The 23,921-nt window shown below is 71.7% G+C and carries 17 protein-coding genes; 7 read left to right on the top strand and 10 right to left on the bottom strand.

From position 1 onward, the window contains the following. Positions 1-64: 64 nt before the first annotated feature. Entirely contained in the window at positions 65-1,096 is a 1,032-nt protein-coding gene (locus WME73_RS30800) for an alpha/beta hydrolase fold domain-containing protein (protein ID WP_437911867.1), read from the bottom strand. Between the two features lie 208 nt (positions 1,097-1,304). Here WME73_RS30800 and pgm point away from each other — a divergent pair, with 208 nt between their 5' ends. Continuing rightward, positions 1,305-2,951 (top strand): phosphoglucomutase (alpha-D-glucose-1,6-bisphosphate-dependent), encoded by a 1,647-nt coding sequence (gene pgm, locus WME73_RS30795; protein WP_437739955.1) that lies wholly within the window; start codon positions 1,305-1,307, stop codon positions 2,949-2,951. A gap of 100 nt (positions 2,952-3,051) precedes the next feature. Here pgm and WME73_RS30790 read toward each other — a convergent pair whose 3' ends face one another. Continuing rightward, a complete protein-coding gene (locus WME73_RS30790; protein WP_437911866.1) occupies positions 3,052-5,406 on the bottom strand; it encodes a DNA polymerase II in 2,355 nt (784 codons plus the stop codon). A 471-nt stretch (positions 5,407-5,877) separates the two neighbouring features. Between WME73_RS30790 and WME73_RS30785 the strand changes: the two genes are divergently transcribed. Next, positions 5,878-6,513, top strand: a complete 636-nt coding sequence (locus tag WME73_RS30785; protein ID WP_437911865.1) for a DUF4142 domain-containing protein — start codon at positions 5,878-5,880, stop codon at positions 6,511-6,513. 33 nt (positions 6,514-6,546) lie between these two features. Here WME73_RS30785 and WME73_RS30780 read toward each other — a convergent pair whose 3' ends face one another. After that, entirely contained in the window at positions 6,547-7,716 is a 1,170-nt protein-coding gene (locus WME73_RS30780) for a zinc-dependent alcohol dehydrogenase (RefSeq protein ID WP_437911864.1), read from the bottom strand. A 2-nt stretch (positions 7,717-7,718) separates the two neighbouring features. Continuing rightward, on the bottom strand, positions 7,719-8,456 hold the full coding sequence (locus WME73_RS30775) for a hypothetical protein (protein WP_437911863.1): 738 nt from the start codon (positions 8,454-8,456) through the stop codon (positions 7,719-7,721). A gap of 342 nt (positions 8,457-8,798) precedes the next feature. Between WME73_RS30775 and WME73_RS30770 the strand changes: the two genes are divergently transcribed. The 3 genes from WME73_RS30770 to WME73_RS30760 all read left to right on the top strand — a co-directional run bounded on the left by WME73_RS30770 (position 8,799) and on the right by WME73_RS30760 (position 12,539). Then, positions 8,799-9,671, top strand: coding sequence for a CIA30 family protein (locus WME73_RS30770; protein ID WP_437911862.1), 873 nt, complete (start codon positions 8,799-8,801; stop codon positions 9,669-9,671). Between the two features lie 247 nt (positions 9,672-9,918). Further along, on the top strand, positions 9,919-11,442 hold the full coding sequence (locus WME73_RS30765; protein WP_437850652.1) for a sugar ABC transporter ATP-binding protein: 1,524 nt from the start codon (positions 9,919-9,921) through the stop codon (positions 11,440-11,442). Then, entirely contained in the window at positions 11,439-12,539 is a 1,101-nt protein-coding gene (locus WME73_RS30760; RefSeq protein WP_437739948.1) for a sugar ABC transporter permease, read from the top strand. Before WME73_RS30765 ends, WME73_RS30760 begins: the two co-directional genes overlap by 4 nt. Positions 12,540-12,777: 238 nt before the next feature. Here WME73_RS30760 and WME73_RS30755 read toward each other — a convergent pair whose 3' ends face one another. From WME73_RS30755 to WME73_RS30730, 6 genes are all read right to left on the bottom strand, one after another. Then, positions 12,778-14,709, bottom strand: coding sequence for an ABC-F family ATP-binding cassette domain-containing protein (locus WME73_RS30755; RefSeq protein WP_437911861.1), 1,932 nt, complete (start codon positions 14,707-14,709; stop codon positions 12,778-12,780). A 225-nt stretch (positions 14,710-14,934) separates the two neighbouring features. Further along, positions 14,935-18,216, bottom strand: a complete 3,282-nt coding sequence (locus WME73_RS30750) for a CARDB domain-containing protein (RefSeq protein ID WP_437911860.1) — start codon at positions 18,214-18,216, stop codon at positions 14,935-14,937. Between the two features lie 245 nt (positions 18,217-18,461). Then, the gene (locus tag WME73_RS30745) at positions 18,462-18,857 is read right to left on the bottom strand and encodes a type II toxin-antitoxin system VapC family toxin (RefSeq protein WP_437542399.1); all 396 of its coding nucleotides are present in this window, start codon (positions 18,855-18,857) and stop codon (positions 18,462-18,464) included. Next, positions 18,854-19,099: a type II toxin-antitoxin system prevent-host-death family antitoxin gene (locus tag WME73_RS30740; protein WP_437850642.1), complete on the bottom strand. Its 246-nt coding sequence runs from the start codon at positions 19,097-19,099 to the stop codon at positions 18,854-18,856. Before WME73_RS30740 ends, WME73_RS30745 begins: the two co-directional genes overlap by 4 nt. 95 nt (positions 19,100-19,194) lie before the next feature. Continuing rightward, positions 19,195-20,037 carry an ABC transporter ATP-binding protein gene (locus WME73_RS30735; protein WP_437739945.1) on the bottom strand — a complete coding sequence of 281 codons (843 nt, stop codon included), beginning with the start codon at positions 20,035-20,037 and terminating at the stop codon, positions 19,195-19,197. Between the two features lie 137 nt (positions 20,038-20,174). Beyond that, positions 20,175-21,959 carry an SUMF1/EgtB/PvdO family nonheme iron enzyme gene (locus WME73_RS30730; protein ID WP_437739944.1) on the bottom strand — a complete coding sequence of 595 codons (1,785 nt, stop codon included), beginning with the start codon at positions 21,957-21,959 and terminating at the stop codon, positions 20,175-20,177. Positions 21,960-22,061: 102 nt separating this feature from the next. Between WME73_RS30730 and WME73_RS30725 the strand changes: the two genes are divergently transcribed. After that, positions 22,062-22,847: an aldo/keto reductase gene (locus tag WME73_RS30725; protein ID WP_437739943.1), complete on the top strand. Its 786-nt coding sequence runs from the start codon at positions 22,062-22,064 to the stop codon at positions 22,845-22,847. A gap of 10 nt (positions 22,848-22,857) precedes the next feature. After that, positions 22,858-23,832, top strand: a complete 975-nt coding sequence (locus tag WME73_RS30720; RefSeq protein ID WP_437911859.1) for an NAD(P)-dependent oxidoreductase — start codon at positions 22,858-22,860, stop codon at positions 23,830-23,832. The last annotated feature ends 89 nt before the right edge of the window (positions 23,833-23,921 follow it).

Genomic DNA, 23,921 nt, shown 5'->3' with positions numbered 1-23,921 from the left:
CTCCTCGCCACCGTCCACGGCCCTCCGCGGGGGGCGGCGGTCCGTCGCAGGGCGCCATGGGCCGTCAGTCGGGGGTCCGCTCGGCGCGCACCGGCTCGCTGGAGACGGCGACGGGCGCACGCCAGAGATACCTGTCGAGGAACGCCAGCACGCGTCGGTCGATCTCGGCGCCACGGAAGCCGTGCCCCCACGCGGCGACAGGGACGAGCACGCTCGGCACACCCGAGCGCAGGAGCGCCCTGTGCATCGCCTCCGAGAGGGCGAACGGGACCAACTCGTCGCGCGTGCCGTGCATCAACAGGAACGGGGGATCCCGCGCGTCGACATGGTGGACCGCGGAGGCCGAGCGCACGAGGTCCGCGCGCTCCGGCGGAGGGCCGTCGAAGAGCGGATCGAGCCGGCCGTGCATCTCGGCGATCGCGTCGGGTGTCGTCGCCGAGGCGAAGAAAGCCGCCATGTCCGTCGGTCCGCAGAAGTTGATGACCGCCTGGACACGGCTCGTAGGCGGCCGGGGGCCGTCCGGAGGCGGCGGGGCTCCCTCGACCGCAGCGTCGCCGGCCGTCGTGCCGAGCACGCTCGCGATCTGGCCGCCGGAGGACTCTCCCCAGACGGCGATTCGCTCTGGATCGATTCCATAGCGGTCCGCCGCGGCGCGCGCCCAGCGGACGGCGGCCTCCGCGTCGCGGAGCTGCGCGGGCCAGGGGAAGGTCGGCGTGAAGCGGTACTCGATGGTGATCCCGACGTAGCGGCCCGTCGCGACGAGCTGCGGGAGGAGCTCGTGGCCTTGCTCCCGCGTGCCCCGCCTCCAGCTCCCACCGTGGATGTACACGACGGCCGGCAGGCGGGCTGCGCTCGGCGGATCGGGCCGGAGGACGTCGGCCAAGAGCCGCTGGCCGCCGGCGAGGCTGTACTCGACGCCGCGCTCGACGACGACGGCGCTCCGGCGCGCAGCGGTCGAGGCGGCCTTCCGCGGGGCCGGCGCGCCGGCGGCGGCCTGCGCGCCAGCGCAGCCGGAGAGCGACGCGAGGAGCACCAGCGCGGCAGCGACGGCGTGGCCGCGCTGGCGCATCGTGCGGCCTCGGTTGCTCCGTGTCATCGGCGGTCCCCCGTCATCTGCCAGGCGAGCATACCGTGGCACAGGAGGCGCAGCAGGAAGGAAGGCGCTCCGAGGCGCCGCGCGCTCGGCCTGCGGCGTGCGCTCGCGCGGGATCGAGCGCGGCGGCCGCTCGCGTGGACGGGCAGAGCACCCGCTGCGGGCTGCGGAGGGCTTTGTTCGTCCCGCGCGCTCGGCTATGCGGAGGCTCATGCCGCTCCATCCCCTCGCGGGCCGCAAGGCCCCTCCCGACGTGCTGATCGATCCCGACACGCTGCGCGCGCAGTACTACAGCGAGCGCCCCGACATGGGCGATCCGCAGCAGCGCGTCGCCTTCGGCACCTCCGGCCACCGCGGCTCGGCCGCGCGGCGCAGCTTCAACGAGGCGCACGTCCTCGCGGTCGCGCAGGCCATCTGCGACTACCGCGCGAAGGAGGGCACGACGGGCTCGCTCTACCTCGGCATGGACACGCACGCGCTCTCGGAGCCGGCGCAGCGCAGCGTGATCGAGGTCTTCGCGGCCAACGGGGTCGACGTGCTCATCGCCGAGCGGAACGGCGTCACGCCGACGCCGGCCATCTCGCACGCGATCCTCACCGCCAACCGCGGGCGCACCTCCGGCCTCGCGGACGGCGTGGTGATCACGCCGTCGCACAACCCGCCCGACGACGGCGGCATCAAGTACAACCCGCCGAACGGCGGGCCGGCCGACACCGCCGTCACCGGCTGGATCGAGGAGCGCGCCAACGAGCTGCTCCGCGCCGACAACGCGGGCGTGAAGCGCACGCCCTACGAGGCCGCGCTGCGCGCCCCGACGACCCACCCGTACGATTTCATCGGCCCCTACGTCGCCGATCTCGGCAACGTCGTCGATCTCGAGGCCGTCCGCGGCGCGAAGCTGCGCATCGGCGTCGACCCGCTCGGCGGCTCGAACATCGCGTACTGGGCGCCGATCGCCGAGAAGTTCGGGCTGGATATCACGGTGGTGAACCAGGCCGTCGACCCCACCTTCAGCTTCATGCCCCTCGATCACGACGGCAAGATCCGCATGGACTGCTCGTCGCCGCACGCGATGGCGAACCTCATCGCGCTCAAGGACGACTACGATCTCGCGTTCGGCAACGACGCCGACTCGGATCGCCACGGCATCGTCACGCGCAGCGCCGGGCTGATGAACCCGAACCATTACCTCGCCGTGGCGGTGTCCTACCTGTTCCGGAACCGCCCGCTCTGGCGGACCGACGCGGCCGTGGGCAAGACGCTCGTCTCGAGCAGCATGATCGATCGGGTGGCGAAGGACCTCGGCCGCCCGCTCCGCGAGGTGCCGGTCGGCTTCAAGTGGTTCGTCGACGGGCTGCTCGACGGCTCGCTCGGCTTCGGCGGCGAGGAGAGCGCGGGCGCCTCGTTCCTGCGGAAGAACGGGCAGGTGTGGTCGACGGACAAGGACGGTATCCTCCTCGACCTGCTCGCCGCCGAGATCCTCGCCCGCACCGGGCGCGACCCGGCCGAGCACTACCGCGACCTCACCGCGCGGTTCGGCGCGCCGATCTACACGCGCATCGACGCGCCGGCCACGCCGAGCCAGAAGAGCGTGCTCAAGAAGCTCTCCCCCGACGCGGTGCGCGCCAAGACCCTCGCGGGCGAGCCGATCACCGCGAAGCTCACGCGCGCGCCCGGCAACGGCGGCGAGATCGGCGGGCTCAAGGTCGTCGCGGAGAACGGCTGGTTCGCCGCGCGGCCCTCGGGCACCGAGGACGTCTACAAGATCTACGCGGAGAGCTTCAAGGACCAGGCGCACCTCGATCGCGTGCTCGACGAGGCGCGCGCGATGGTCACCGACGCGCTGTCGGCCAGGTGAGCTCCCCCGGGCGCGCCCGAGATCTCTTGATCTCCCGGCGCTCCTCCGGGGACCTCGCGGCCGCCCGCCCCAGGATTCTCCTCGCGCGACCAGCGCAGGGTCAGAACAGCGAGAGCTGCCGCCGCGCGCCCGTCATCTCATCGAAATCGGCCCCGCCCAGCCACCGCAGCACCGAGTCCGCGATCGGCTTGAGCTGCTGCGACACGTAATGATCGTAGTCCGGCGGCGCCGTCGTCTGGCCCGCCGGCTCCGGGCCAGCGCGCGTGATCACATAGGCCACGATCCGCCCCGCGTCCCCGCCCAGCTTGCGGGCCGCCTTCACGTGCGGCGGCGTCGTCTTCGTGTAAGCGCCGAGCGGCTTCCTCAGCGCCTTCTTGTACACGAGCTCCGCGTCGAACCGCCCCGCGCGGAGCTCCGTCACGAAGCTCCGCACGAAGCCCTCGACCGGGCGATCGTGGAAGACCAGGTCGAGCAGCTCCCGCTGGAAGCGCCGCGCGACCGCGCTCGCGTCCCGCCGGACCGCCTCGAGCCCGACGATCTCGAGCTTGTCGCCGCCCTCCCCGGCGACGAGGCCGGCATAGCGCTTCTTGCTGCCCTGCGCGGCGCCGCGCAGCTCGGGCAGGAGGAAGCGCGCATAGACCTTCTCGAACTCGAGCTCCAGCCGGCTCTCGCAGCCGAACGTCCTCGCGATCTCGGCGGCGACCGACCCGGAGATGGCGTCGCGGAGCTCCTCGGCCCGGGCGACGGCGCGCGCCGTGTCCGGCTCGCCGATGTCGACGAAGAGAGAGTCGGTGTCTCCGTAAAGCACCCGGTGCCCGGCCCTCCGCACCGCCTTGGCCGTGAGCCTGATGACGTGCTGCCCGGCGCGCGTGATGGCGTTCGCGACCTCGGGGGAGAACAGGCGCGACGCGGGAGAGCCGAGCACGCCGAAGAGCGAGTTCATGAGGATCTTGATGGCCATCGCGCCCCGCTCGTCGCCCGCCCGCCGCGCCTCGGCCCGCTCGTCCCAGAGGCGCGCGACGAGCTCGGGCAAGATGCCCGGCTCGCCGCGCCGGAAGGCCGCGCCGCCCGGCGTCACGATGAGCGCCTCGGGAGGCCCGGCGCCCCCGGCGACGAACGTCAGCGGGTCGATGTTGAACGTGCGAATGAGGCTCGGATAGAGGCTCTTGTAATCGTACACCACGATGTTGCGGTAGAGCCCCGGGAGCGAATCGAGCACCAGGCCGCCGGCGATCTCCGCCCCTCCCTCCGGCCCCTCCCTCGATACCGAGGGCGCGACCTTGCCGCGGGCGCGGAGCGCGGGCAGGTAGAGCGAGTCGATCGCGGCGATCTGTGCCCCCACGCGGTCGAGCTGCATGCCGGTGAGCAGGCTCCTCCGCACCGAGAGCTCGATGAGCCCCGTCTTCTCGAGCAGATCCCGGACGAGGCGCGCGTCCTCGAGGTTGTACTCCGCGAGCCGCGCCGGGTCGTCGCGGTACGACGCCTCGATCTGCTCGCCCCGGTCGTCTGGCCCGAACAGCTTGCCGCGCCCGAGGATCGTCCGAGCGGCGGTCTCCAGGCGGTAATCGTCGAGCCGCAGGAAGGCGCCGCGGAGGAGCGCGAGGCCGTCGAGCACCACCCGCCCCGACAGGACGGCGCGCGCCTCGCGCGAGAAGCCAGGATCGCGCAGGATCACGATCTCGTCATCGCCCCTCCCGAGCGCGCACAGGAGCCCGGCGCGCCGGCAATAGCGCTGGAGCGCGGGCAGATCGAAATCCGGGATGTTCCAGCCGGTGAGGACGTCGGGGTCCGCCTGCGCGACGAGCTCGAGGAAGCGCTCGAGGAGCATCCGCTCGTCAGGGAAGCGCTCGACGAAGGCGGGGAGCCCGCCGGGCACCGGCGCGTCGCGGACGAGGAGGCAGCGCTCGCCGCCCGCGCCCGCCACGGCGCCCGCCCCCGCGAGGCCAATGGCATAGAGGTGCTCGCCGTCGAGGCTCGTCTCGATATCGAGCGAGAGCACGCGGAGGCGGGGGACGAAGCTCGCGGGGACGAGCGTGGGATTGCGGTACACGCGCCCGACGCCCGGGTGGAGCTCGAAAGGCCCGGAGACGGCGAACGCCCCGCGGATGCCGCGATCGATGAGAAAGCGGTAGGGAAAGCGCACGTCCGCCTCGAGGGCGTCGGCGCCGGCCTCGGCCAGCCTGTCGCGCAGCGCCGCGACGTCCCGCGGGAGCGCGGCCTCGACGCGCAGGACCGGCTCTCCGTCGAGCGTCTCGAGCGCCTGCGGAGAGACGCGGCGATCCGCGAGCCGCCGCGCGACGTCCTCGTCGCGGGCGCGCACGAAGAAGTAGGGCCTGAACCTGTCCTCGATGACGAGCGCCGGCGCGCCGTCCTCCATCACCGCGTGGAGATGGATCTCCGAGCACCCGGCGACGACCCGGGTCGTGGGCGTGAGGATGAAGCCACGGTCAGGCATGTGCGAATTCGCGGAGGTTCCCCGGGCGAGCTCTTCGCCAGCGCGCGAGGCGGCCCGGGGGCCGCGCCACGCTGCACTTGACCACCGGGACCGGCGCCCCGCAAGCCCCTCTCGCCCCGGGCGAAGGGGATTTCCCGGAGGAGCGCGATTGCCGAGGGAGCCGGGCCTCCGCCGGAGAGGGCGCCTTTCGAGGAGGCGAGCGCCTTTGTAGGGGTGCACGCTCGATTCAACGGGGGGTGGCGAGCTCTCTTGGCTTGACGTGGAATCCCGAGACGCGGCGCGGACGACTCCCCGGGTGTGCGGCGATCGCCCCGCGAGCGCGCCCGCGCGCAGCGCCATGAGCAGGGCAGTCCCTCAGATTACGTCGAGAGCGGGTCCGCCGCTTGCTTGGCGTTCGAGACGTCGTGAGCCGCGGGCATCCACGGATCGGCCGGTGAAGCGCGCCGCGGAAATCCAGGAAGGGAATCCACCATGATGCGCAATCATTTCAAGCATCGCGTCGCCGTGATCGCCGCGCTCGCCGCGAGCGTCATCGGCAGCTCCGCGCACGCGGGTGGGCGAGGCGGTTACGTCCATCAGGGCGCGCAGATCTCCCAGCTGCAGCAGCGCCTGGAGGAGGTGAGCCCGCGGTCCGAGGAGACACAGGTGTCGGACGGCGCCCTCGCCAAGGTGATCTCCGCGGTCAACGAGGTTGAGATCTCCCTCGCGATGATCGCCCGCAAACAGGCGCGGTCGCGCGAGGTGAAGGATTTCGCCAGGGAGATGCTCGAGGCCCACACCCAGGGGGAGATCCGCCTGAGCGCGCTCCTCCGGCGTCTCCGGATCAAGGCGGAGCCGACGCGGGCGAGCGCGATGATCGCCGGGCACTCGTCCATCATCGCGGCGTACCTCCAGAAGCAGCCGGCCGAGAAATTCGACCAGACGTACATGGCCATCCAGGTGAGGATGCATGCCCATGCCGTGCGGATGCTGGACGAGCAGGCCATCCCGAGGGTGAAGAACCAGGCGCTGAAGCAGGAGATCCAGCGCATTCGCGACGAGGCGGCGAGCCACCTGAAGCGGGCGCAGGCCATCCAGGCGACGCTGGCGAAGGGGCAGGAGCGCTAGCTCTCGCGGTCGGGGGCGGCGACCTCGCCAGGGTCAGGGGGCGAACACCGCGCGCACGCACGCCTCCGCGCGCGCCTCGAAGAGGCGGTATCCGCGCGGCCCGTCGTCGAGGCACATCCGGTGCGTCAGGAGGTACGACGGATCGATGTCGCCGCGCTGGATGTGATCGAGCAGCCGCGGGATGTACCGCTGTCCGTGCTGCTGGCCGGTCCTGACGATGAGCGCCTTGTTCATGAGCGCGCCGAGCGGGATCTTGTCGGCGAACCCGGAATAGACGCCCACGATGGACACCGTGCCACCCTTGCGGCAGGCCAGCATCGCCTCGCGCAGCACGAGCGGGCGGTCGCTCTGCATCCGGAGCGCCTGCTTCACCCGATCGACCGCGTGCTGCAGGCCCGTCCCGTCGGCTTCCATGCCCACCGCGTCGATGCAGGCGTCGGGGCCGCGCCCGCCCGTCATCTCGCGGAGCGCCTCCTGGACGTCGACCTCGGCGTAGTCGAGGGCGTCGGCGCCCCCGTGCGCCTTCGCCATCGCCAGGCGGTCCGAGATCCGGTCGATCGCGATGACGCGCTCGGCGCCGAGGAGATAGGCGCTCTTGATCGCCATCTGACCGACGCCCCCGCACCCCCAGACGGCGACGACCTGGCCCGGGCGGATGTCGCAGAGCTCGGCCGCCATGTAGCCCGTCGAGAGCGCGTCGGAGGCGAACAGGGCGCTCTCGTCCCGCACCCCGTCGGGGACCTTGAACGCGCCGTGATCCGCGAACGGCACGCGCACGTACTCGGCGTGGCTCCCCGCGAAGCCCCCGAAAGCATGCGAGTACCCGAAGATCGCGGCTGTCGTGTCCCCGAACACCCTGTCCGTCACCACGTGATGAGGATTCGAGTTCTCGCAGAGCGACCACAGCTCGCGCTGGCAATACGCGCACCGCCCACACCCGATGATGGACGACACGACGACGCGATCGCCCCGCTGAACCCGCTTCACCTCCGCGCCGGTCTCCACGACCTCGCCGAGGAACTCGTGCCCGAGGATGTCGCCCTGCTTCATCGTCGGGACGTACCCGTGGAGCAGGTGCAGATCCGAGCCGCAGACCGACGACAGGGAGACGCGGACGATGGCGTCGTGCGGGCTGATGAGCTTCGGCTCGGGCACCGACTCCACGACGATGTCATCCACCCCATTCCAGCAGATCGCGCGCATGGTCACTCCCTCTCACGGTCTGCCCGGCCGGACGGCTGCCCCGCCGTCGTCGGGATCTCGCCGATCTCGATCCATTGCCTCAGACGCCGCAGCTCGCCCCGCAGCTGCCGCCTGGGCAGCTCCGCCAGCAGCTCGCCCGCCGCGCGCGCGAGCCGCCCCCGCGGCCGCGCGCCCGGCAGCACCACCTTGATCTCCGTGCCCCTGTCGCCCGGCGCGGTCGCGAGCGAGACGACGCCTGCCGGCGTGCGCTCCGGGCCACCCGCGCCGGCCGCCCGGATCGTCGAGGCTTGCCTCTTCGCGCCGGCCTCCACGCGCCCGATGCTCGGCAGGAGGCGCCGCACGCCCGCCGCGTCCTGCAGCGCGTGCAGGACCGCCGCCCGCGCGCGGCTCACCGTGACGCTGCTCACGACCCGCGGGGCGCGGGCCCCGAGCGCCCGGAGCGCCGCCGCCGCGATCTCGACCCCGAGCGCCGGCCGCTCCTCGGACAGCCCGGCGACCCGCTCGTAGATGCGGTATGCCGCCGTCTCCAGCCGGCTCAGGAGCAGCCCCGCGATTCCCCTCCTCCCCGGCAGCCGCGCGCAGCTCCCGCGCTGCGCCGCCGCGCTCTGCCGCTCTCCCAGCGGGGCTCTCTCCTGCTCCGTCGGGGGCGCGCCTTCGCCGTCGATCCGCTCCCGGTCCGCGCTCTGCGCGCCCCTCTGCGCCGCGGCGCGCGCTCGCCGGCCAGCCTTCGCCCGTGCCATCTCTCCTCCTTCGAGCCTCGCCGAGAGAGCCCGCGAAGGCGCCTTGCAAGCAGGCGGCCACCCGCGCTGATCCAGGCGCTCACGTCTCAACGACGTTCCGAACATGCCACCGCCGTTGCGAGCGGCCCCAACAAGGACATTCGCGCGAGCCTCGCCTCCAGGGCGAACGATGGCGAGCGAAGGCGAGAGAAGACAAAGATGGATTGCAGCGAGGAAAGAAGAAGGTTGCAGGGACTGAACTTCCAGGCGATACTCGCCGCGCCAGGACGCTCCTCGATTCAATTGACGTCCGGCCCAGAGCGAGCACTGATTAGCATAACGTAGATACGGAGATACGAACGTATGAAGACTAGAATTTCCCTGCGTGCTTTTAACTTGGCGGTCTGTGGACTGGCTGTTGCGGCGTTCGCGGCGTGCGGTGGCGACGACGGCGGCGGCGGCGGGAGCGGGGGCGCTGGCGGCGCCGGCAGCGCCGGCAGCACGACCTCCGCGGGCACCGTGGACCCGTCGACCACGACGGCGAGCACGGGGACCACCGATCCCGCCACGACCTCGACGGCCGCGAGCACCTCGGCGTCGACGGGCGCGGGCGCTGGCCCCCAGACGATCGAGATGATCGATGACATGGAGGACAACGACAACGCCATCCTGGCCGAGGGCGGGCGGGTCGGTTACTGGTACACCTTCAATGACGCGACGGAGGGGGCCACGCAGACCCCGCCGCCCGATCCGGAGGGGACCGGGGAAGAGCCGTTCACGATGACGGCGCTCGAGCCGGCGCGCGGGCAGAGCACGTACGCGGCGCGCTCGTGGGGGACGGGCTTCACCGACTGGGGCGCCGGCTTCGGCTTCGATCTGAACAGCCCCGAGGGGGTCAAGGCCTCCTATGACGCCTCGGCGTACACCGGAATCACCTTCTGGGCGAAGCTCGGCCCCGGCTCCGGCACGAGCGCGACCGTCATGATCTCGGACCCGGGGACGGATGCTGCCGGCGGTGCCTGTTCGGACCAGTGCGACGCGTGGCAGAAGACGTTCCCCGCCACCGAGGAGTGGCAGCAGTTCACCATTCCCTTCGCGGACCTGAAGCAGGGCGGCTGGGGCGATCCGGCGGGCACCGAGCAGATCGACGCGGCCAAGCTCTACTCGCTCCAGTTCCAGATCGGCAAGGCACCCGAGTTCGACCTCTACATCGACGACCTCGGCTTCTACAACTGAGCGCCCTCGCCCGGGCCGCCCCGGGAGCCCCCGCGCAGGGGGCTCTCAACCACTCCTCTTCCCCCCCGGCGCTTCCCAGGGAACATGCGTGACGCGTGACGCGCGACGCGCGACGCGCGACACGCGACACGCGACGCGCGGCGACCTGCGCGCCTGGATCCTCTGCGCGCTTCCAACAAAGTGCTTGCATCGCAGGCCCCTCCCAGGCGAACGTGGCCGCGCGCTGACGCCCCTTGTGCCCAGGACAATGCCTCTCCTCGAGCTCGCATCGATCACGAAGCAGTTCCCCGGGGTGAAAGCCCTCGATGGCGTCTCGTTCGACCTCCAGGAAGGCGAGATTCACGCCCTCTGCGGCGAGAACGGCGCGGGTAAGAGCACCCTCATCAAGACCCTGTGCGGCTACTACCCCGCAGGCACCTACGGCGGCGAGATCCGCTTGAACGGCGGCGTCGTGCAGTTCAGCAGCATGCGCAGCGCCGAGGAGCACCGCATCGCGCTGATCGCGCAGGAGCTCGCGCTCGTGCCCGATCTCACCGTCGCCGAGAACCTCGTGCTCGGGCGGGAGCCCGTCCGCGGTGGGCTCATCGACTGGGACGCGGTGCGGGCCCTGGCGCGGGAGGCGCTCGCGCGCGTCGGGCTCGACATCGATCCCGAGCGCCCGATCAAGGACCTGGGCATCGGCCAGCAGCAGATGGTCGAGATCGCGAAGGCGCTGCTCAAGGACGCGAAGATCCTCGTCCTCGACGAGCCCACGGCGGCGCTCACCGAGTCCGGCGTGAAGACGTTGCTCGGCCTGCTCCGCGATCTGCGCGCCCGCGGCGTCTCCTGCATCTACATCAGCCACCGGCTCGAGGAGGTCTTCGAGATCGCCGACCGCATCACGGTCCTCCGTGACGGGAAGTCGATCACGACCCAGCCGCGGACCGCGCTCTCGCCCGACAACGTCATCTCGTACATGGTCGGCCGCGAGGTGACGAACCTCTACCCCTGCCCCCCGCCGCCGGAGGGCCCCGTCGCGATGTCGGTCCAGGGCTGGTCGGTCGAGGACGCCGGGCACCCCGGGCGGTTCGTGCTGCGCGACGTGAGCTTCGAGGTGCGCGCCGGCGAGGTGCTGGGCATCGGCGGACTCATGGGCGCCGGCCGCACCGCGCTCCTCTCGACGATCTTTGGTGCTGCAACGAGCCGCGTCACCGGCGCGATCTCGGTCCGAGGCGGGCCCGCGACGCCGCCGTACAGGGCGCCCGAGCAGGCGATCGACGCGGGCATCGCGCTCGTCAGCGAGGATCGCAAGCGTTACGGCCTCGTGCTCGAGGCGACCCTCCTCGACAACATCACGCTCGCGACCCTGCGGCGGTTCGTGAAGGGGCTCTTCCTCGATCACGCCGATCGGGAGGTCAGGGCGGTCGAGCAGATGAAGGCGCTCAGGACCAAGGCGTCTGGACCGCTCGCGCTCGCGAACCAGCTCTCGGGCGGCAACCAGCAGAAGATCGTGATCGGCAAATGGCTGATGACGGGGCCCCGGGTGCTGCTGCTCGACGAGCCGACCCGGGGAATCGACGTCGGGGCGAAGGCGGAGATCTACCAGCTCATCCACAAGCTCGCTTCGGATGGGCTCGCCGTGGTGCTCGTGTCCTCCGATCTGCCGGAGCTGCTCGGCATGAGCCACCGTGTGCTGGTGCTCAACCAGGGCAGACCGACGGCCTGCCTCGACCGGAAGGACGCGACCGCGGAGCGCGTGATGGCTGCTGCAACGAGGAAGGTGACGGAATGAGCGAGGCCAAGCTTCGCGTGCGTATCCCCTGGCGCGCCCTCTCGATGGTGGGCTCGCTCATCGCGATCTGGATTGCCTTCTCCATCACGACCGATGGGACGTTCGTGACGCCGCGCAACCTGACGCTCCTCGCGCGGCAGATGTCGGTGACCTCGATCCTGGCCATCGGCATGGTGATGGTCATCGTCGCGGGGCAGATCGATCTCTCGGTGGGCGCGCTCGCCGGTCTGCTCGGCGCCTCATCGGCGATGATCTACGTGAGCCTCGGCTGGCCGCTGCCGGCCGCCTTCATCCTGCCGCTCCTGCTCGGGGCCGTCCTTGGCTTCGTGCAGGGGACTCTCGTGGCGCGGCTGCGGATTCCCCCCTTCATCGTCACGCTCGGCGGGATGCTCATCTTCCAGGGCTCCATCCTCGGCTTGACAGGCGGTGTGTCCATCTCGCCGGCGCGTCCTTACCTGTTCGTGGGCCAGGCGTACGTGCCGCACACCCTCGGCTGGGCGGGCGCTGGCGTCCTCTGCGTCGGGCTGCTGTACAAGGCGGCGCGCGCGACCGGCACGGCGCGCTACCCGTGGATCGGGCTCGCCGTGTTCTCCCTCGCGTTCGCCGCCCTGATGAACTCCTACGAGGGTGTCCCGTTCCCCGTGCTGGTCGTGCTCGTGCTCGCGACCGTGTTCACGGTGCTCGCGAAGCACACGACGTTCGGGCGGCACCTCTACGCGATTGGCGGCAACCGAGAGGCGGCCTTCTACTCCGGCATCAGCATCGATCGTCACCTCATCGCCGTGTTCACGCTGATGGGCGTGATGGCGGGCATCGCGGGCGTGGTGCTCACCGCCCGCGTCGGCTCTGCGACCTCGGACGCCGGCCGGATGATGGAGCTCGACGCGATCGCGGCCGCCGTGATCGGCGGCACGTCGCTCCTCGGCGGGCAGGGCACCATCTGGGGCGCGCTGCTCGGCGCGCTCGTCATGGCCTCGCTCGACAACGGCATGAGCCTGATGAACACCGAGAGCTTCTGGCAGCCGATCATCAAGGGCATCATCCTCATCCTCGCCGTCGGCATCGACATGGCCAGCCGCAAGACCAGAAGTCACTGAGCGACAGCTCACCCGCTAGCGTTGCGATGACCGAGGTCGTCCTCGCGTTGCGGTTGCGCGAACACGTAGGCCCCGGGAGAGGGGGTCCGCCGCGCGGCGCGGGGGATGGGCCGATGTTTGAGCCTGAGACGATGATCCTCCGGCGAAGCCGGAGGATCATCGTCTCAGGCGAGTTCGGCGGGGCCCCCGCGCCGCGCGGCGGACCCCCTCTCCCGGGGCCGGGCAGCCCGGCGAGATCTCACTGCGGCTGGACCGCCCCGAGCTCGGCGATCTCCTGCTCGAGCTGCTCCCACTCCGCCATGAGCGCGTCGATGCGCGGGCCGAGCGCCTCGTCCTCGGCCTGGAGCGCCGCGATCTCGGCCTGTCCAGTGCGCTCGAAGAAGCCGTCGCTGCAGTAGAGGTCGTGGATCGCCTTCTTCCGCGCCTCGGCCGCCTCGATGGACGCGAGCACCTTGTCGCGCCGCGCGGGCAGCTCCTTCTGCCGGTTGCGACGCCGCTTCTGCTCCTCCCAGGAGCCGCCCGCCTCCGCGGGCGCGGCCGCCCTCTGGTGCTCGCGCTTCGCCTTCAGCACCACCGTGTCGGCGTCGAGGTGATCGTCGCCGCAGCCGGCCAGGTACTCCTCGTACATGCCGGGGAAATCGCGCGGCCCGCTCGGCGTGACCTCGAGGATGCGCGTCGCCAGCTCGGACACGAAGTAGCGATCGTGCGAGACGAAGAGCACCGTCCCCTCGAACGCCTTGAGCCCCTCGACGAGCCCCTGGATCGCCTCGAGGTCGAGGTGGTTGGTCGGCTCGTCGAGCACGAGCACGTTGGGCCGCTCGACGATGATGCGGCAGAAGATGAGCCGCGCCGCCTCGCCGCCGGAGAGCGAGCCGACGCTCTTCTCGACGTCGTCGCCCGAGAACAGCGCCCTGCCGAGCTGGCCGCGGACGTAGCTCGGCGACTCGTCGGGGCACGCCTCCCACAGGAACGAGAGCGGCGTCATCGACCCGTCGACGAGCAGCTCGCGGTGATCCTGGGCGAAGTAGCCGACGCGGGCCTCGTGCCCCCACGACGCGCCGCCGGCGTCGGCCGCGAGACGGCCCACGAGGATCTTGAGCAGGGTCGATTTGCCTAGCCCGTTCGGCCCGATCACCGCGACCCGCTCGCCCCGCCGCACTGACAGCGAGACGTCGCGCAGCACCTGCTTCGCGCCATACGACTTCGAGATCCCCTTCGCCTCGAGCACGTCGCGCCCGCTCGGCCTCTGGATCGCGAACCGGAACAGCGGCGAACGCCGCGACGTGTCGGCGAGCTCCTCGACCTCGATCTTCTCGATCTGCTTGAGCCGGCTCTGCGCCTGGCGCGCCTTGGTCGCCTTCGCACCGAACCGCTCCACGAACGCGCGCTTGTCCGCGATGATCTTCTCGGCGCGGGCGATCTCGGCCTGCTTGCGCTCGCGGATCGCCCGCTTCTCGACGACGAAGGCGGCGTAGTTGCCCGTGTAGAGCGTGATGGTCTCGTAGTCGACGTCGAGGATGTGCGTGGCGACGTTGTCGAGGAAGCGCTGGTCGTGGGAGATGACGACCGCGCAGCCCTTGTAGCCGGCCAGGAACCTCTCGAGCCAGCGGATGGAGAGGATGTCGAGGTGGTTCGTGGGCTCGTCGAGCAGCAGCACGTCCGCGCCGCCGAGGAGCACCTGCGCGAGCAGCACGCGCAGCTTGAAGCCGCCCGAGAGCGTGGAGAGCGGCCTCCGGTGCGCCTCCACGGGGATGCCGAGCCCCTCGAGGACGGCGCTCGCGCGCGCCTCCAGCGTGTAGCCGTCGTGGGCGCGGATGCGATCCTCCAGGTCCGCCACCCGGCCGGCGTCGCCGCCGTCCTCCGCGAGGCGGCGCGACTCGACGAGCGCCTCCCACACGACGCGATCGCCCATCATCGCGAGATCCAGGATGATCTGGTCGTCGCTGAGGAACCGGTCCTGCCGGAGCACACCCACGCGGGCTTCCTTCGGGATGCTGACGCTCCCGTCGCTCGCGGGCTCGTCGCCCGCCACGATCTTCAGGAAGGTGGTCTTCCCCGAGCCGTTCGCGCCCACCAGGCCGTAGCGGGATCCGGGGTTCAGCTTGAGCGAGACGCCCTCGAAGAGGGTCCGATCACCGAATGATTTCGAGAGGTTCGAGGTTCCGAGCATGGCGCTGTGGGGGCTTGGGTCGCGGCGCGCGGGGCGCGGGGTGCGGCGCGCCGGGTCGGCGCGCCTCGCGGGGCGCCGTCAGCGGCACGGCGGGGCGCACAGGCATAGCACCGCGCCCCGGGCGGGAGCCGGTGATCGTGCGTCAGCGCGCGCCAGCGCGGCGCGCGACGCCGGCGTGGCGCGCGTCCGGCTGGCGGGGAGGCCCGCCGGCCGGACGCCGGCGCGTCAGTTGATCTCCGGGCACAGGATCTTGTCCGAGGCCGCGTCCTTGTTGTTCCCGTCGTTGCACTCGTCGATCGCGCCGTCCGGGTCGACGACGGCGTAGATCAGGATCGACAGGTTCGACGGGAACTTCTCGATGGTGGCGGTGAGGTTCACGCTCGCCCCGGGCGCGATCGGCCCCGGGATGACCTCCTCGTGGAGCACCGTCCCGCCCTGACCGGGATCGCCCGCGTAGTACCGGATCCGCACGTCGCTGGCCGGCGCGGAGCCGGCGTTGGTGACGGTCGTCGGGACGTCGACCTGCTTCACGGCGCACTTCGTGGTGTTCACCCGGCCGACCTCGATCTGGAGGTCCGGGCGCGCGCTGCCGGCGTCGAGGGGCGCGGTGAGCGCGTTGTTGTCCTCGTGGCACTCGCGCTCGATGGCGTCCTCGTCCACGACCGCGCGCACGCGGGCGGGCAGCGTCCCCTGCTCGTTGTGCGAGGCGCTGTAGCTCACCGTCAGGAGCAGCGAGCTGTGCGGCTCGATGCTGCTCTGGAGGACGAACTGCAGCGGGGCGAGGTCCTCACCATAGAGCGGCTCGTCGACCTCCGGCGTGTCCCACTCGCCGTAGAATTTGATGGCGACGCCGGGGCCCACGCGGAGATCGCCGAGGTTCTCGACGCGCACGGTGATCGCGACCTCGTCGGTGAGCTCGCCGCAGGTCGCGTCCGGGGACGAGACCTGGATGCCGCTCAGCGCGAGATCCGGCGCGACGCCGTACGACCGCGGGTTCGAGCGGTAGGTGTTGTAGACGCGGCCGCCGTACGGCTTCCAGCTCTCGGGCTCCTTCAGGGGGATGCCGCCGCTCTCGAGCACGTTCGTCACGTGGTAGCTGTGCTGGTTCCAGATGCGGCGCGCCGAGACCCAGAGGTCGTTCTGCGCGCCCCAGACCTCGAGGCCGTTGTTGTAGTCGGTGCCTTGCGAGCAATGGGTCGATTCGTTCGAGGTGCCGAACACGATCTCCGCGTTGCCGTCGTTGTCGACGTCCGCGACGATCGGGTACTCGGATCGGGTGCGGCTCGGCGAGGGCACCTTGAACAGGACGTCGGCCGTCACGCCGTCGTAGATGCGGAAGTAGCACTCGTCGTTGTAGATGACCTCGGCGGCGCCGTCGCCGTTGAAGTCGAACACGCTCGACCCGGTGGTGCGGCTCGAGTCGTCCTCGGTCAAGCGCTGCCAGCCGTTGTGGTAGCAGACGCAGGTGCCCCGCTGCTGGTTGCACGTCGCCGCGCCCGGGGCGCCGCATTCCTCGTCCGTTGTGCACGGCTTCCCGTTCGGGGTCCGCTCCGGGTTGCCCTGCAATCCCGTGAGCCCGTCGGTGAGCGCGTTGGGCCACGCCGGGCACTCGGCCGTCGGCGCCTGGAGATCGAACATCATGTAGCGGAGGCCGAACGCCGTGCCGACCTCGGGGAAGCCGTCGCCGTCGAAGTCGTCCACGTTCGGGGCGCCGCCGTCGAAGGTGGTGCCCGAGGCCGTCATCACCTGGCGGCGCTTGATGGTGCCGTCCTGCCCGTTGAGCACGAAGAAATACCCGTTGTTGAACAGGATCACCTCCGGGCGCTCATCGAGCGGGTTGCTCGGCCCGGGTGCGGCGTCCTGGTCCTCTCCGAGGACGTCGGCCACGGCGCAGAGGCCGTCGCGCTGTTCGAGCGGGATCCCGGCCGTGCCGTTGACGGTCTGCCCGTCCCAGACCTCGATGAGCTTCCCCTCGCAGTACGCCGTCGCCTCCTTGTCGGTGTACGGCGGCGCGCACCCGGCCCTGCTCGTCACGCCGGGCGGCGGGCGGGGCAGCCCATAAGCGGTGCTGCCCGCGACGATCTCCAGCCGGGGGTCGTCGTTGAGGTTCGCGACGCACGCGATGGGCCCGAGCCGGTTCTGCTGGTTCGTCGGAGACCCCTGTATCCCTTGAGCCTTGTCGCCCTTGAAGTGGTCGACGATGGAGAGCTCGCGGGTCGCCTCGTCGACGCGCAACGTGAACACGTTCGGCCCGACCACGATCTCCGGGAGCCCCTGTCCGTCGATGTTGGCGAGCGCGGGCGACGGCTCGTTGTAGCCCGTCCAGATCTCGTTCACGAGGACCCTGGTCTCGCCCGTGTTGCTGAAGATCTGGAGCCCTGTCTTCGTCACCTCCGTGGCCCCAGACCCCGTCACGACGGCGGTGATCGCGACGATCTCGGGGACGCCGTCGCCGTCGAGATCGCCGACGGCCAGCCCGGAGGTCGGCATCAGCGTCGCGTCGGCGCAGGCGTAGGGCGCGTCGATGGGGTCGCCCTCGTGCCAGACCTGCGCGCCGAGAACCGCGAAGTAGTTCTCTCCCTTGCGGGGCCCGCCGCCGTGGATCGCCCGGAGGACGCCCTGCTTGCCGAAATTCGAGCCGCAGAACGTCGTGAAGATGATCTCGGGGAAGTCGAGCTCGTTGATGAGCCCGTCGCCGTTGTCGTCGTCGAGGTTGGCGACGAGCGGCGTCATGACGGTCTGCGCCGAGGTCTTGAACGGGCTGTTGGCGGCGTCGGAGTTGGCGCGGTTCTCCCCTCCCCACTGGATCTCGTTCTGCGGCAGGGCGCCAGCGAACGGCTCCGGCGGCAAGAGGCACGTGGGCGCGGCGCCCGTGCCGGAGCAGGAGCCGACCTCGCAGGAGGCGTAGGTGGGGCAGTCCCAGTCGTCCTCGCAGGGGCAGCTGGCGGTCCCGGCGCCGTCGTCGGTGCACTTGCTCTCGAAGTAGGCCGATCCGCCGCACGTGAAGAGCTCGCTCGTGGTGCTGCCGTTCGACACGCACAGCCGGAGGCTGTCGCCGTCGCACGTCCGCTCGCCGGCCGTGCAGGCATCGACGACGCAGATGGTGCCGTTGCAGAACTGGTTGAAGGCGCACTCGAGGTCGCTCTGGCAGGCGATATCGACGCAGCGCGCGCCTGCGTCCGGGGGCGTCTCGCACACCTCGGTCGCGTCGCAGGTGAGGTCGTCGCACGTGTTGTCGACGCAGGTGCCTTGTCCGTCCGCCTCCTCGCAGTGCTGGTCCGCCCGGCAGCTCACGCCCTCACAGCCACTCTCGCCGCCTGCGCCGCCCGACGCGGCCATCGACCCGACGAACCCGCCGCCATCGCCCGAGCTGCTGCTCGTGCCGCCGTTGCCTCCGCCGCCATCGCCGGGGGGCGTGACGACATCCGGATCACCGCCGCAGGCCGCTGCAGCGAGCAAAAACCAAGGAAGGGCGCGGGGAAGCAACCGCCGGGGGCACGTGGGCATGAGGCGATTGTACGAGCGCGCTGTCGGCATGGAAGCGCGTTCGCGCGCGGGATCGTGCGGCGAGTGGGAGCTCTGCCCACGATGGCCACGATGGACGTCGCTTTGCGGCAGGGGGCAGCTGCGCGGTGGAATGGGCGCGCGGACCGCCCCGGGGGTCGTGGGGACGGCCGTGCCGGGGAGGGGCCGGGCTCAGCGGGCGCGCGGGAACGACGGTTCGACGTGGCGGCGCCGGCGTCGCTGCCCTGTCACGATCCGGCCCAGAGCACCGTGGCGCCGTAGCGGGTGAGCAGCTCGTCCACGGTGACGAGCGCTGCCCCTTCGCAAAGCGCCTGTGCCACGAGGAGGCGATCGAAGGGATCTCGGTGATGGTACGGCAAGGCCGCGGACGAGATCGCGTGACGGGAGGTCACGGGGAGCTCGATCCCTTCGAGCGCGGCGATGACCCGCGGGACGAGGAGCTCCGGCCTTTCGGGGAGCGGGAGCTTGCCGATAGCGTGCTTGACCGCGATCTCCCAGGCGCTTGCGGCGGAGATCAGGAGGGTGTTGTGAGGATCCTCGATGGCCTGCCGGGCCGTGGTGGCGATGCGCTCCGGCGTGAGCGCAGCCCAGAGCCACACATGGGTGTCAAGGAGCAGCTTCACGTCTCTCCATCTCCCTCGAAGGCGTGAAGCATGTCCTCGGGCAGGGGATCGTCGAAATCGTCAGGGACGTCGAACAGGCCTCGGAGCGCCCCGAGCTTGCGCGCCGGCGGCGTGAGGCTGCGCGGGGCCGACTCCTCCTCGAGGATGATCACCTCGACGTTCTTGCCCGCGAGCGCCGAGAGCTCCGGGATGTGGAGGAGTTCGGAGGTGACCTGGGTGCGAATGCGGATCGCGTTGGCCATGGTGGGCAGGAGGGACTGTAGCGCACGTCAGGAGTCTCGCGGCGCGCCGCTGTCAGAGCGCGGCGGCAAACGGGCGCGGGAGGGACCTCCGCGCCTCACGCCCCGCCGCTCTCCAGCGCCTCTTGCAGCGCCCGCACCTCGCGCGCGAACGCGGGCTCGGTGCGCAGCGCGGCCGTCCGCTTGTCCGGCAGCGAAAGCGTGCGGTCGGCGACGACGCGCGCCGGCCGCGGGGACAGGACGACGGCGCGCTCGGCGAGGTAGGCGGCCTCGGTGATCGAGTGGGTCACGAAGAGCACCGTCATGCCGAGCTCGGCCCAGAGCGCGCGGAGCTCGTCGTCGAGCCGGCTCCTCGTGAGCTCGTCGAGCGCGGCGAACGGCTCGTCGAGCAGGAGCAGCCGCGGGCGCGTGACCAGCGCGCGGGCGAGCGATACGCGCATGCGCATGCCGCCGGAGAGCTCGGCCGGGTACCGCGCGCCCGCGTCGGCGAGGCCGACCTGGACGAGCGCCGCCCGCGCCGCCGCCCGGCGCTCGTCGAGCGGCGCGCCGGCGAGCTCGAGCGGCAGGGCGGCGTTCTCGAGGACGCTCCGCCAGGGCAGGAGGTGGGCATCCTGGAACACGTACGCGAGGGGCGCGCGCGCGCCGCCAGCGCGGCGTTCGCCGCCCGGCGCCTCCTCGGCCTCCACGACGGCCGCGCCGGCGTCGGCGCGGTCCAGCCCGGCGACGAGCCGCAGCAGGGTGGATTTGCCGCACCCGGAGGGCCCGAGCAGCGCGACGAACGCGCCAGGCGCGATGTCGAGATCGATGCCGTCGATCGCGATCACGCCGGGGGCGCCGTCCCTCGGCGCGCGGCCCGCGTCGTCCAGCACCGGGAAGACGCGCCGGACGCCGGTCAGCCGCACGCGGACGCCGCCGCTCGCCCTGGCCCTGTTCGTCTGCATCTGCGCCCGGCGTTCTATCCGCGCCGCCGCCGGTTGACCAGGCGCTCGTGCGCCGCGCGCCCGCGCCGAACAGCCGAGCCCGCGGAGCCGCCGCGCCCGCGCCGAGCCGCCGCGCGCAACGCCCGTCGCCCGCGCCCTCAGCTCGACGAGGCCGTTCGCACGCAGCGGAAGCCGCCGCCGGCGAAGCGGTAGTGCGCCTCGAAGCTCGTGCGCGCCCAGGTGCGGAGCGACTGCGCGCCGTACATCCACGAGCCGCCGCGCATCACGAGCAGCGGCCGATCCGAGGGCCGCGTGTTGCGCGGGTTGTGGGAGGGGCCGTCCGCATAGAAGTGCGGATCGTCGTAGTCCTCGCACCACTCCCACACGTTGCCGGCGAGGTCAAGGATGCCATAAGGAGAGGCGCCCGCCGGCAGCGAGCCGACGGGCACCGTCCCGCCCTCGCGGTTGTCGTAGTTCGCGCGCGTGGGCCCGGGCTCGGCGCGCCCCCACGGGTATTTGCGGCCGTCGGTGCCGCGCGCGGCCTTCTCCCACTCGGCCTCGGTCGGCAGGCGCTTGCCGGCCCAGTTGGCGTAGGCCCGCGCGTCGTCCCACGACACGTACACCACGGGGTGGTCCTCGAGGCCCGCGGGGATCTCGCCGCGCCTGAAATGGGCGAGGAGCCGGCTCGCGTCGTCGTCGTCGGGGCGGTACCCGGTCACGTCGAGGAACGCCTTGAACTGGCGGTTCGTGACCGGCGTGCGATCCATGTAGAACGCGTCGACATGGACCTTCCTGCGCTGCTGCCCGCTCAGGAACGGCCCGCCGGGGACGAGGATCATCTGCTCGCCGGTCTTCTCGCGGACCGTCGGCGCGAGCTCGCGCCCGTCGGACGAGGGCCGCGACGGGGCGGGCGAGAACTCCGAGAGCGCCTCGTCGAGCCGCGCCCGGAACTCCGCGCACGACGCCGGCCTCCCCGCCGGGTCCTTCGAGAGCGCGTCGAGCACGAGCCGGTCGAGGGCCGGCGGGAGGTCGGGGCGCAGCGACGAGGGGGGCGCCGGGGCGTCGGCGACGTGGGCCATCATCACGGCGAAGTGGTTGGGGCTGTCGAACGGCACCTGCCCTGTCGTCAGCTTGTAGAGCGTCACGCCGAGAGAGTAGATGTCCGAGCGCCGATCCGCGGCGTGGGGGCTCTTCACCTGCTCGGGCGACATGTAACAACACGTCCCGAGGAACGCGCCGCTCAGCGTGTACGTCGTCCCCTCCAGGATCTTGGCGATGCCGAAGTCGACGATCTTGGGGTAGAGGCCGTCTTTCCCGGTCGTGACGAGGATGTTGTCGGGCTTGAGATCGCGGTGGATGATGCCCATGCGGTGCCCCTCGTCCATCGCGTCGAGGACGCCGCCGAACAGCGCGCGGATCTCCTGGAAGGGGATGCGCCCGCGCCACCGCTCGAGGTGCCGCACCAGCGTCGACCCGTCGACGTACTCCATGACGATCGCGAGCAGGTGATCGCGCTCGACGAAATCGTAGACGGCGACCACGTTCTCGTGGCTCCAGGAGCGGAGCACCCGCGCTTCCCGCGCGAACCGCCGCCGGATCTCCGGGTTGCCGCAGAGGTTCGAGTGCAGGCATTTGACGGCCACGACGCGCTCGCGCGCCCGGTCGTAAGCGCGGTAGACGACGCCCATGCCGCCCTCGCCGAGCGTCGACTCGATGCGATAGACGCTGATCTCCGTCCCGGGCAAGAGCCGCACCGGCGGCAGCGGCAGGGAGGCTGGCGGCAGCCCGACGGCGCCGAGCTGCGTCGCGGGGAACGCCGTCGCGGCGAGGGCGGGGCTGGGATCCGGCGCGGTGACGAGCTGGCCGCACGAGGGGCAGAAGCGGGCGTTCTCCGGGAGCGGAGCGCTGCAGCCGGCGCACCGGGGAGAGGTGTCCTGGCCCATCGGTGGCCGGGGAGTCTCGCACAGGTCGGGGCGGCCGTGGGTGGCGAATGTGCGGCGCGCGGGAGCCGGTGACATCGACGGAGGTGATGGTAGATCCGTCCCATGGACGACTGGCTCCGCCGCGCGCCGACCGCCTTTGGCGGCAAGCGCATCTTCCGGCTCGGGCTCGCGGCGAACTACGGCATCGCTGAGGGCGGGGTGCGCGCGGCGATGGACCGCGGCGTCAATCTCTTCCTCTGGACGATGCGCTCGGGCGGGCTCGGCAACCCGCTGCGCGAGGCGCTGAAGGGGCGCCGCGACAGCGTGGCGGTGGTCGGCTTCGCGCAGGCCGGCTGGTTCGGCTGGGGCGTGCGCCGGGGCGCCGAGAAGCTGCTCCGGGAGCTCGGGACCGATCACCTCGATGTCTATCTGCTCGGCTGGCTCGGCGTCGGGTCTGCCTGGACGAGCGCGACCGAGCGCGAGCTCGTTCACCTGCGCGAGAGCGGCAAGGTGCGGGCGCTCGGGGTGAGCATCCACGACCGCGCGCGGGCAGGCGGCCTGGCCGGGTCGTCGCCGCTCGACCTGCTCATGATCCGCTACAACGCCGCGCACCCCGGCGCGGAGCGGGACATCTTCCCGCACGTGCGCGACGCGAAGCCGAGTATCCTCGCCTACACGGCGACGGCGTGGCGCCGGCTGCTGAAGCAGCCGAAGGGCTGGGATCGCCCGGCGATGACGGCGGGCGACTGCTATCGATTCCAGCTCTCCAGCCCGCACGTGGATCTCGCGCTGACGGGGCCGAAGAGCCGCGCCGAGGTGGAGGCGAACCTCGACGCGCTCGCGAAGGGGCCGCTCACCGCGGACGAGGAGGCGTGGATGCGGGAGTTCGGGCGCGCCGTGCACGGGTGAGGAGGCGTCGGTGGATCGGCTGATCATCGCGAGCACCGCTGTTCTGCCGGCGGAGGCGGCGCGCTCGCTCTCGGAGGGCGTCGCGCCGCACGCGCTCGAGCTGGCCACGGCGCGCTCCGCGAAGAACCTCGCCGTCGTCGCGCCGGATCCGCTCGTCCTCGGCGCCGAGGTCGTCTTTGGCCAGCCGCACCCCGACGACGTGCGCGCGGCCCCGCGGCTCCGCTGGGTGCACCTCAGCACCGCGGGGTATGCCCGCTACGACGTGGCGGCGGTGCGCGCCGCGCTCGCCGCCCGCGGCGCCGCGCTGACGACGAGCAGCGGCGTCTACGCCGATCCTTGCGCGGAGCACGCGCTCGCGTTCCTGCTCTCGGCCTCGCGGCGGCTGCCCGAGTGCCTCGAGAACCAGCTCGGCCCGCGCGGCTGGCCCGACGCGCACCTGCGGTCGCGGAGCGCGCTCCTGCGCGGCCGGCGGGTGCTCCTCCTCGGCTTCGGCGCGATCGGCCGCCGCCTCGCCGAGCTGCTCGCCCCGTTCGAGGTGGATCTCTGCGTCCTGCGCGCCCGCCCCCGCGGCGATGAGCCTTTCCGCGTGGTCGCGAGGGAGGAGCTGGGCGACGCCTTCGCCTGGGCGGATCACGTGGTCTCGAGCCTGCCCGAGGCCGAGGGCACGCGGCGGCTGGTCTCGGCCGCGCTGCTCGCGCGGATGCGGCCGGACGCGTGGTTCTTCAACGTCGGCCGGGGCGTCACGGTGGACCAGGCCGCGCTGCTCGAGGCGCTCGAGGCGCGCCGGATCGCGGGCGCGTACCTCGACGTGACGGATCCCGAGCCGCTGCCGCCGGAGCACCCGCTCTGGCGCGCCCCGGGCTGCGTCATCACGCCGCACACGGCCGGCGGGCGGCGCGAGGAGCCGATGGCGCTGGTGGAGCATTTCCTGGCGAACCTGCGGCGGTTCGAGCGGGGGGAGCCGCTCGTGGACAGGGTGATCTGAGGCGGCGGCGGGCGCCGGGTCGCGGGCGGCGCGTCACTCCAGCTGGATCTGATACCGCGGCAACGGGTCTCTGCCCGTCCCTGCAGCCA

This window comes from Sorangium sp. So ce302 (assembly GCF_051530145.1).
Classification (GTDB): Bacteria; Myxococcota_A; Polyangia; order Polyangiales; family Polyangiaceae; genus Sorangium; species Sorangium cellulosum_B.
Note: the sequence above shows the minus strand (reverse complement) of the source record. Positions and strands in the feature narration are given on the sequence as shown.